The sequence below is a fragment of the Escherichia sp. HH41S genome (assembly GCF_009820115.1).
Taxonomy (GTDB): domain Bacteria; phylum Pseudomonadota; class Gammaproteobacteria; order Enterobacterales; family Enterobacteriaceae; genus Escherichia; species Escherichia coli_F.
Genome location: NZ_VNXE01000033.1, coordinates 222493 through 230806, shown reverse-complemented (window position 1 = coordinate 230806; position 8314 = coordinate 222493). Strand labels below are relative to the sequence as shown.

The 8314-nt window shown below is 49.6% G+C and carries 6 protein-coding genes and 1 rRNA gene; 1 reads left to right on the top strand and 6 read right to left on the bottom strand.

All coding sequences use genetic code 11. The annotated features are described in order from the left end of the window. A 5S ribosomal RNA gene (gene rrf, locus FQZ95_RS26940) occupies window positions 1-79 on the top strand; the annotation flags it as partial. A 63-nt stretch (window positions 80-142) separates the two neighbouring features. Here rrf and FQZ95_RS07600 read toward each other — a convergent pair. The 6 genes from FQZ95_RS07600 to acrF form a co-directional block, all read right to left on the bottom strand. Next, complete coding sequence (locus FQZ95_RS07600) at window positions 143-901, bottom strand: amino acid ABC transporter ATP-binding protein (RefSeq protein ID WP_088541797.1); 759 nt, start codon at window positions 899-901, stop codon at window positions 143-145. Window positions 902-908: 7 nt separating this feature from the next. After that, window positions 909-2012: an amino acid ABC transporter permease gene (locus FQZ95_RS07595; protein WP_088541796.1), complete on the bottom strand. Its 1104-nt coding sequence runs from the start codon at window positions 2010-2012 to the stop codon at window positions 909-911. Window positions 2013-2021: 9 nt separating this feature from the next. Further along, window positions 2022-3203 (bottom strand): amino acid ABC transporter permease, encoded by a 1182-nt coding sequence (locus tag FQZ95_RS07590; protein ID WP_032185226.1) that lies wholly within the window; start codon window positions 3201-3203, stop codon window positions 2022-2024. 67 nt (window positions 3204-3270) lie between these two features. Beyond that, window positions 3271-4296: an amino acid ABC transporter substrate-binding protein gene (locus tag FQZ95_RS07585; protein WP_000738584.1), complete on the bottom strand. Its 1026-nt coding sequence runs from the start codon at window positions 4294-4296 to the stop codon at window positions 3271-3273. A 429-nt stretch (window positions 4297-4725) separates the two neighbouring features. Next, window positions 4726-4947 (bottom strand): membrane protein, encoded by a 222-nt coding sequence (locus FQZ95_RS07580; RefSeq protein ID WP_000825639.1) that lies wholly within the window; start codon window positions 4945-4947, stop codon window positions 4726-4728. A gap of 252 nt (window positions 4948-5199) precedes the next feature. Continuing rightward, entirely contained in the window at window positions 5200-8304 is a 3105-nt protein-coding gene (acrF, locus tag FQZ95_RS07575) for a multidrug efflux RND transporter permease subunit AcrF (RefSeq protein WP_001273306.1), read from the bottom strand. Window positions 8305-8314: the final 10 nt, after the last annotated feature.

Sequence of the window (8314 nt, the reverse complement as noted above, 5' to 3'; positions counted from 1 at the left end):
TGCCGAACTCAGAAGTGAAACGCCGTAGCGCCGATGGTAGTGTGGGGTCTCCCCATGCGAGAGTAGGGAACTGCCAGACATCAAATCAAGCGAAAGGCCATCCGAAAGGATGGCCTTTTTGTGTTTCGAATCCATGTACAACTTAATGGATCACCTGCGATAAAAATGCCCTCGTACGCTCTGATTTAGGATGCGCAAAAAACTCATCAGGTGTAGCTTGTTCCACTATATCCCCACGATCCATAAAAATCACCCGATCAGCGACGGTTCGCGCAAACCCCATCTCGTGCGTTACGCACAACATTGTCATACCTGACTGCGCCAGCCCAATCATTGTATCCAGCACTTCTTTCACCATCTCCGGATCGAGCGCAGACGTAGGTTCGTCAAACAGCATGATCTTTGGTTTCATACAAAGTGAACGTGCTATGGCAACGCGTTGCTGCTGACCACCAGAAATCTGTCCCGGAAACTTCTGGGCATGTTCGGCAATTCTCACCCGCTCAAGGTAATGCATCGCCAGAGCTTCAGCCTCTTTTTTAGGCATCTTGCGTACCCAAATCGGTGCCAGGGTACAGTTCTGTAGAACGGTCAGATGAGGGAAGAGATTGAAATGCTGAAAGACCATTCCCACTTCCTGCCTGACGCGCTCAATATTGCGGATATCTTCATTAAGTTCGATGCCATCCACCACGATCCGTCCCTGTTGATGTTCTTCCAGATGATTAATACAACGAATGGTTGTCGATTTACCGGAACCAGAAGGGCCACACAGAACGATCCGTTCTCCCGGTTGCACGGTTAAATTTATATTTTTCAAAACATGGAATTGCCCATACCATTTATTGACGTTTTCCAGCGTAATCATCGCGTTAGCAGGTTGCAGTAAAATTTGGCTCATAGTGTCCTCAATGCGGTGTACGCCCGGTGTTAAAACGTTTTTCCAGATGTTGGCTATAACGTGACATGCTGAAACAGAAGATCCAGTAGATCAGTGCGGCGAAAACATACCCTTCCGTCGACATACCCAACCAGGCGGGATCAACGGTTGCCTGCTGAACGCTACTGAAAAGATCGAACAACCCGATGATGATCACCAGGCTGGTATCTTTGAAGAGTGCGATGATGGTATTTACCAGCCCAGGAATCACCAGCTTCAACGCCTGTGGCAGAATAACCAGCCCCTGGGTTTTCCAGTAACCCAACGCCAGCGACTCTGCCGCTTCATATTGCCCTTTAGGCAGCGCCTGTAATCCGCCTCGCACGACTTCCGCAACATATGCTGACTGAAACAGGATCACGCCAACCAGCGCGCGGATCAGTTTGTCGATGCTGATGCCTTCTGCCATAAACAGCGGCAGCATGACCGAAGACATAAACAATACGGTGATTAGCGGTACGCCGCGCCAGAACTCGATAAAAATGACTGACAAGATACGCACAATTGGCATATGGGAGCGGCGACCTAACGCCAGTAAAATCCCCCACGGTAGCGCTCCCGCAATCCCAACTGATGCAATAATTAAAGTGAGCGTCAGCCCGCCCCATTGCCTGGTTTCAACCCGCTCAAGACCAAGAAACCCGCCATACATCAGCCACCAGACAATCAGTGGGTAAATCACCGCCCAGACCGCAATATAGCGACCGCGATGCGGGAGTATTTTCCAGAACATTGGTGCGATAGAAACAAGGCCAATCAGTAATGCCAGGTTAATTCGCCAGCGTTGGTCGTGTGGGTAAAGCCCATACATAAACTGACCAAATCGTTCGTGGATGAAGACCCAACAGGCACCTGCTTTTGTGCAGTCGGCACGCGTTGAGCCAACCCAATTAGCCTGCAAAAATGCCCAGTTCAGCAACGGTGGGATCAGTTCCCACATCAGCCACAGACAGCCAATAGTCAGCAGGCTATTGCTCCAGCTGGAGAACAGATTTTTACGCATCCACACCATAGCGCGGTTTGAATTATGGGTCGTCGGGCGCGGGGGATGAGACAGCAATACTTTTGTCATCATGACTCCTTAGCGTTCAACGATCGCGATGCGGCGGTTATAAATATTCATCAGCAGCGAGATAGTCAAACTGATAATCAGATAGACCGACATGGTCATGGCTATCGTCTCGATGGCTTGCCCCGTCTGGTTTAGTACGGTGCCAGCAAACAGCGAAACCATATCCGGATAGCCAATAGCGGCGGCAAGAGAGGAGTTTTTGACGATGTTGAGATACTGGCTGGTTAATGGAGGAATAATCACTCGCAGTGCCTGAGGAATAATGACCTGGCGTAGCGTAACCGGGTTGGGCAATCCCAGTGACCTGGCAGCTTCATGTTGACCATAAGGCACCGCCTGAATCCCGGCGCGGATAATCTCGGCGATAAATGCAGAGGTATAAACCGAAAGCGCCAGCGTTAAGGCTGCCAGTTCAGGAATTAAAACCATCCCGCCGCGGAAATTAAAACCTTGTAGGGCTGGAACATCCCAGTGCAGTGCCGCGCCAAAAAGCCATTGCGCCAGTAAAGGCAAGCCAATGATTAATCCAACGGCGAACGGCCAGGTTCGGCGCAGTTGTCCGGTCTTTATCTGGTGTTTTTTATTAAAGCGATATAGCCCAACAGAAAGGGCTATAGCCATAACAACAGCCAGGATAAATGCAAGGAACCCGTCTCCCAGCTGCGGCGACGGAATATAAAGCCCACGATTGCTTAAAAAGGCCAGATCAAACGCACTCACTGCCTGGCGTGGTCCGGGCAAATTGCGCAACACGGCAAAGTACCAGAAGAAGATTTGCAGTAGCGGCGGAATATTACGGAAGATCTCAATATAAATTGTGGAAAGCTTTCGTAGCAGCCAGTTATCCGAAAGTCGTGCCAGACCGATAAAGAAGCCCAGAACAGAAGCGAATACAATACACAATGCAGAAACCAGCAGCGTATTGAGTAAGCCAACAATGAAAACGCGTCCGTAGGTATCACCCTGCTGGTAATCGATCAAATGCTGGACAATACCGAAGCCAGCGCCGCGATCCAGAAAGGCAAAACCCGAAGTAATGCCACGATTACTGAGATTCGTCACAGTGTTGTGAAATAGCCAACCAACAATGCCGACAACAGCAACAACGGCAAGGATCTGGAATAACCAGGCGCGAACCGTAGGGTTGGCAAAGGAGAGTGAGCCTTTAACGGTTGAGCGGCGATGAGACATAGAAACCTCGGAAAGCATAACGCTGAAGAGAGCGCCGCCGTAGCGACGCTCGTTACCTCACACCGACTTAACGCACGGGCGGCGCGTACTGAATACCGCCGTTATTCCAGAGATTATTTTGCCCACGTTTAATCTTCAGGGGGCTTTCTGAACCTACGTTACGCTCAAAAATTTCCGAGTAATTACCCACCTGTTTGATGATGTTGTAAGCCCATTTATTATCCAGCTTCAGATCTTTACCGTAATCGCCCTCTTTACCCAGCAGATGCGCCATATCAGGCGTTGCAGGATTAGCCGCTTTTTCATCAACGTTTTGCGAATTAACGCCCATCTCTTCAGCATTCAGCATGGCGAAAAGCGTCCAGCGCACTATAGAGAACCATTCATCATCGCCACGACGAACTACCGGGCCAAGCGGTTCTTTAGAGATAACTTCCGGTAAAACAATCCATTCAGCTGGGTTGCTTAATTTGATGCGCAGGGCATACAGTTGTGATTGATCCGAGGCCAGCGTATCGCAGCGACCAGATTCCAGTGCCTTCGCGGATTCGTCAGAGCGATCGAAAGTCACTGGTGTGTACTTCATATTGTTTGCCTTGAAGTAATCGGCGACGTTGAGTTCGGTATCAGTACCCGCCTGAATACAGACTGTTGCGCCATCCAGTTCTTTCGCGCTTTTTAATCCCGCTTTATCGTGCGTCAGGAAACCAATGCCGTCATAATAAGTGACGCCAGTAAATGCCATTCCCATACCGGCATCGCGAGAGGAAGTCCAGGTCGTATTACGGGAGAGCAAATCCACCTCCCCTGACTGTAAAGCCGTGAAGCGTTCTTTTGCAGTGAGCGGGGTATATTTCACTTTCGTGTCGTCACCAAATACAGCTGCCGCAACACCACGACAAACATCTACATCAATACCTGAAAACTTACCGTCAGCATCGGCATAAGAGAACCCAGGTAATCCATCACTGATCCCGCATTGCACAAAACCTTTTTTCTGAACGGCATCAAGCGTCGCGCCAGCATGCGCCTGATTTGCAACGGCAAGCAGCACGCTGGCGGCAGCCAGTGTGGCTATCATCATCTTTTTCATAATGCTTCCTGTGAGGCGAAAATTATCGTTATAGGACGTTTGGGAAACGTCTTTTACCTGTCTGTGGCCATCCTCTTATAAGCAAAAGTAGTGCCAGCTTTTGCGCACGATTTCGCGTCGCAATAAGCTGAGTGTAGACAGGAAATAATAAAAACAGCGCCCCGCAATGGTGCGAAAATGAAACATGCGCCACATTTTGGCGCAAAATATTTACGCATTTTTACTAAGCAGAATAATGATTGTTAGCGTGAGTATATTTCTGGTAGGAAGTGTGAAAATTAAATTGATGCGTTATTTCGAAAGCAGCGAAATAACGCGATATAACATGCTAAATCAGCAGGGAATTACCCAGCAGAATATAGCAATATTTTATCTTATGGAGAGATACTGTATCGTTAAACAGAGCGCGGTACTCCGCGCCCTGTTCAGTTATTTCGACAGAGCGATGATCCCCATCGTCAGGCCAGCAACAGCTGCTGCCCCGCCAGCAATAGCCCCAGCCGTTTCCCAGTTATCCTGAGTCGTGCCTTTCATACAGGTATTGGTGTGAACCAGTCGACCCTGATCGTCATAAACCGGAACGCAGGGCGAATCGTGAGCACAGCCCGCCAGCAATGCGGTGAGCAATGCTACAGGAATTAATCTTTTCATGGTGTTACCTCAGTAATAAACGCTAACGCTTAATAAGTTAACTCTCTTATTAACGAGCTGAATGCCATTTTATCACTGGAGGTTATAAATCTTGCGGCATGAATAATGACAAATTATGTGAATTGTAAAAATAGTGAAGGGAGCGGGAACTATAGAAAGTTTTTAAAGAGTGACTAGAAGAATATCTTATTAATTTTTATGGGTTTCACTGAAGATAATAAAGGCACCCGAAAGCGCCTTTATGTTTCTGATTTATCCTTTAAAGCAACGGCGGATAACAACAAAGAACACCGGCACGAAGAAGATTGCCAGCAACGTTGCAGAGACCATCCCGCCCATTACCCCGATACCCACTGCGTTCTGCGCGCCACTGCCGGCACCGTTACTGATAGCTAGCGGTAATACGCCGAGAATAAAGGCGAGAGAGGTCATCAGGATAGGACGCAGACGCATACGTACTGCCACCAGTGTCGCTTCAACAACACCTTTACCCTCTTTCTCCATGAGATCTTTAGCGAACTCAACAATCAAAATAGCGTTTTTGGCCGACAAGCCAATTGTCGTTAGCAAGCCCACCATAAAGTAGACATCATTTTTTTGATTAAAGAGTGTCGCCGCCAGTAGCACGCCGACAATCCCTAACGGCACGACTAACATAACCGAGACAGGAATTGACCAGCTTTCATAGAGTGCAGCAAGGCACAGGAAAACAACCACAAAGGAAATTGCTACCAGAGCGGGAGCTTGGTTTCCCGATAAGCGTTCCTGATATGACATACCCGTCCAGTCATAACCAATGCCAGCTGGTAATTGTGATGCAAGGTTTTCCATCAACGCCATGGCATCGCCGGAACTGGTTCCTGGCGCGGCTTCCCCCTGAATCTCCATTGACGGCAGACCGTTGTAGCGCTCCAGTCGCGGAGAGCCATACACCCAATGTGCAGTGGTAAAGGCAGAGAATGGCACCATTTCGCCGTTGGCGCTGCGGACATAAAGTTTATCGACATCTTCTGGCAGCATACGGAATTTGGCATCCGCCTGAACATACACCTTTTTCACGCGACCACGGTCAATGAAGTCGTTAACGTAAGTCCCACCCAACGCCGTTGAAATGGTCTGATTGATGTCAGAAAGTGAAACACCTAATGCCTGCGCCTTTTCCTGGTCAACTTCCAGTTTAAACTGCGCGGTGTCTTCCAGACCATTAGGACGCACGCTGACTAAGCTGGCAGGATGTTGCGCCGCCATGCCAAGCAACTGGTTACGGGCCTGGGTCAGGGCATCGTGACCCAGCCCAGCCTGATCAATTAACTCAAAGTCGAAACCCGTTGCCGTGCCCAGTTCAACAATGGCTGGCATATTGAATGGAATGACAAAACCGTCGCGGATCTTGCCCAATTCCATTTTGGCACGATGGATTACCGCTTCCGCACTGTTTTCGTCACCACTACGCTCTTCCCACGGTTTCAGACTGACGAAAGCCATACCGGCATTTTGTGCCTGGCCGCTGAAGCTAAAGCCGTTAACCGTAAAGACACTTTCTACGTTCGCTTTCTCGTTCTTCAGATAGTAATCCGTCACTTGATCCAACACTTTTTGCGTCCGCTCTTGCGTCGCGCCAGCGGGTAACTGAATCATAGTCAGAAAGACACCCTGATCCTCTTCAGGTAAGAAGGAAGACGGAAGACGTAAAAACAACACCACCATTCCAGCAACAATTAGTGCATAGATCAGTAAATATCGTCCTGTGGAACCGAGGATTTTGCCGACGCTGTTGGTGTAGTGGTTAACGCTATGATCGAAGGTGGTATTAAACCAGCCGAAGAAACCGCCCTTATTTTCGTGATGCTCAGCAGAGACGGGTTTGAGCAGTGTTGCACATAACGCTGGGGTAAGAATCAATGCCACCAGAACAGAAAGCGCCATTGCCGAAACGATGGTGATAGAGAACTGGCGGTAAATTGCCCCAGTAGAACCGCCGAAGAATGCCATTGGAATAAATACCGCTGACAGCACCATCGCGATACCCACCAGTGCGCCCTGGATTTGCGACATTGATTTTTCCGTCGCTTCTTTTGGCGGGAGCTTATCCTCCATCATCACGCGCTCGACGTTCTCCACCACCACTATCGCATCATCGACGAGCAGCCCGATGGCAAGCACCATCCCGAACATAGTTAGTGTATTGATGGAGTAACCAAAAGCGGCGAGGATGGCAAACGTCCCTAACAACACCACGGGTACCGCAATGGTGGGGATCAGCGTTGCTCGCATATTCTGCAAGAACAGATACATCACCAGGAACACCAGCATAATGGCTTCGAACAGCGTTTTTACCACTTCGTGAATAGAAAGCTGGACGAATGGTGTGGTGTCATAAGGGTAGAGAACCTTCATTCCCTGCGGGAAGAATGGCTGTAATTCCGCCAGTTTTGCCTTAATGGCTTTCGCGGTATCGAGAGCATTCGCGCCGGTTGCCAGCTTAATACCCAGGCCCGCCGCCGGTTTACCGTTGATGCGAGCGATAACGTTATAGTTTTCACCGCCAAGTTCAACCCGTGCGACATCTTTCAGGCGTACCACCGAGCCGTCACTGTTTACGCGCAGGGTCACTTTGCCGAATTCTTCCGGATTTTTTAACCGCGTCTGAGCAATAATCGAGGCGTTCAACTGTTGCCCTGGTAACGCTGGCGTTCCGCCCAACTGTCCGGCAGCGATCTGATCGTTCTGTACCTTCAACTGGTTAATCACATCAACCGGCGTCAGTTTATATTTGTTTAGCAGATCGGCGTCCAACCAGATACGCATCGCATACTGTGCGCCGAAAAGCTGTACGTCACCGACGCCATTCAGACGGCTGAGCGTATCTTTAACGTTAGAGGCCACATAATCCGAGATATCGTCCTGTGTGGTGCCTGGGTTATCAGAGACAAAGCCCGCCACCATCAAATAGCTGCTACTGGACTTTTCAACACTGATCCCCTGCTGCTGAACCTCTTGCGGCAGCAACGGCGTGGCGAGCTGGAGTTTGTTCTGCACCTGCACTTGCGCGATATCTGGATCGGTCCCGGACTGGAAGGTAAGGGTAATTGTCACGCTACCGGCGGAATCGCTGGTGGAGGACATATACATCAGGTTATCGATACCATTCATATTCTGTTCGATAACCTGCGTCACCGTATCCTGCACGGTCTGCGCATCAGCGCCCGGATAGTTTGCCGAAACAGAAACTGCAGGCGGCGCAATGGTTGGGTATTGGGCGACGGGCAATTGTAGGATCGCCAGTACACCCGCCATCATCAGAATAATGGCCAGCACCCATGCAAATATCGGTCGTCGAATAAAAAAGTTTGCCATGTCAGATTGC

Excerpts from the sequence above, each read along its gene's own strand:
- FQZ95_RS07580 (WP_000825639.1), bottom strand. The coding sequence starts at position 4,947 with ATGAAAAGATTAATTCCTGTAGCATTGCTCACCGCATTGCTGGCGGGC.
- acrF (WP_001273306.1), bottom strand. The coding sequence starts at position 8,304 with ATGGCAAACTTTTTTATTCGACGACCGATATTTGCATGGGTGCTGGCC.
- FQZ95_RS07595 (WP_088541796.1), bottom strand. The coding sequence starts at position 2,012 with ATGACAAAAGTATTGCTGTCTCATCCCCCGCGCCCGACGACCCATAAT.
- FQZ95_RS07590 (WP_032185226.1), bottom strand. The coding sequence starts at position 3,203 with ATGTCTCATCGCCGCTCAACCGTTAAAGGCTCACTCTCCTTTGCCAAC.
- FQZ95_RS07600 (WP_088541797.1), bottom strand. The coding sequence starts at position 901 with ATGAGCCAAATTTTACTGCAACCTGCTAACGCGATGATTACGCTGGAA.
- FQZ95_RS07585 (WP_000738584.1), bottom strand. The coding sequence starts at position 4,296 with ATGAAAAAGATGATGATAGCCACACTGGCTGCCGCCAGCGTGCTGCTT.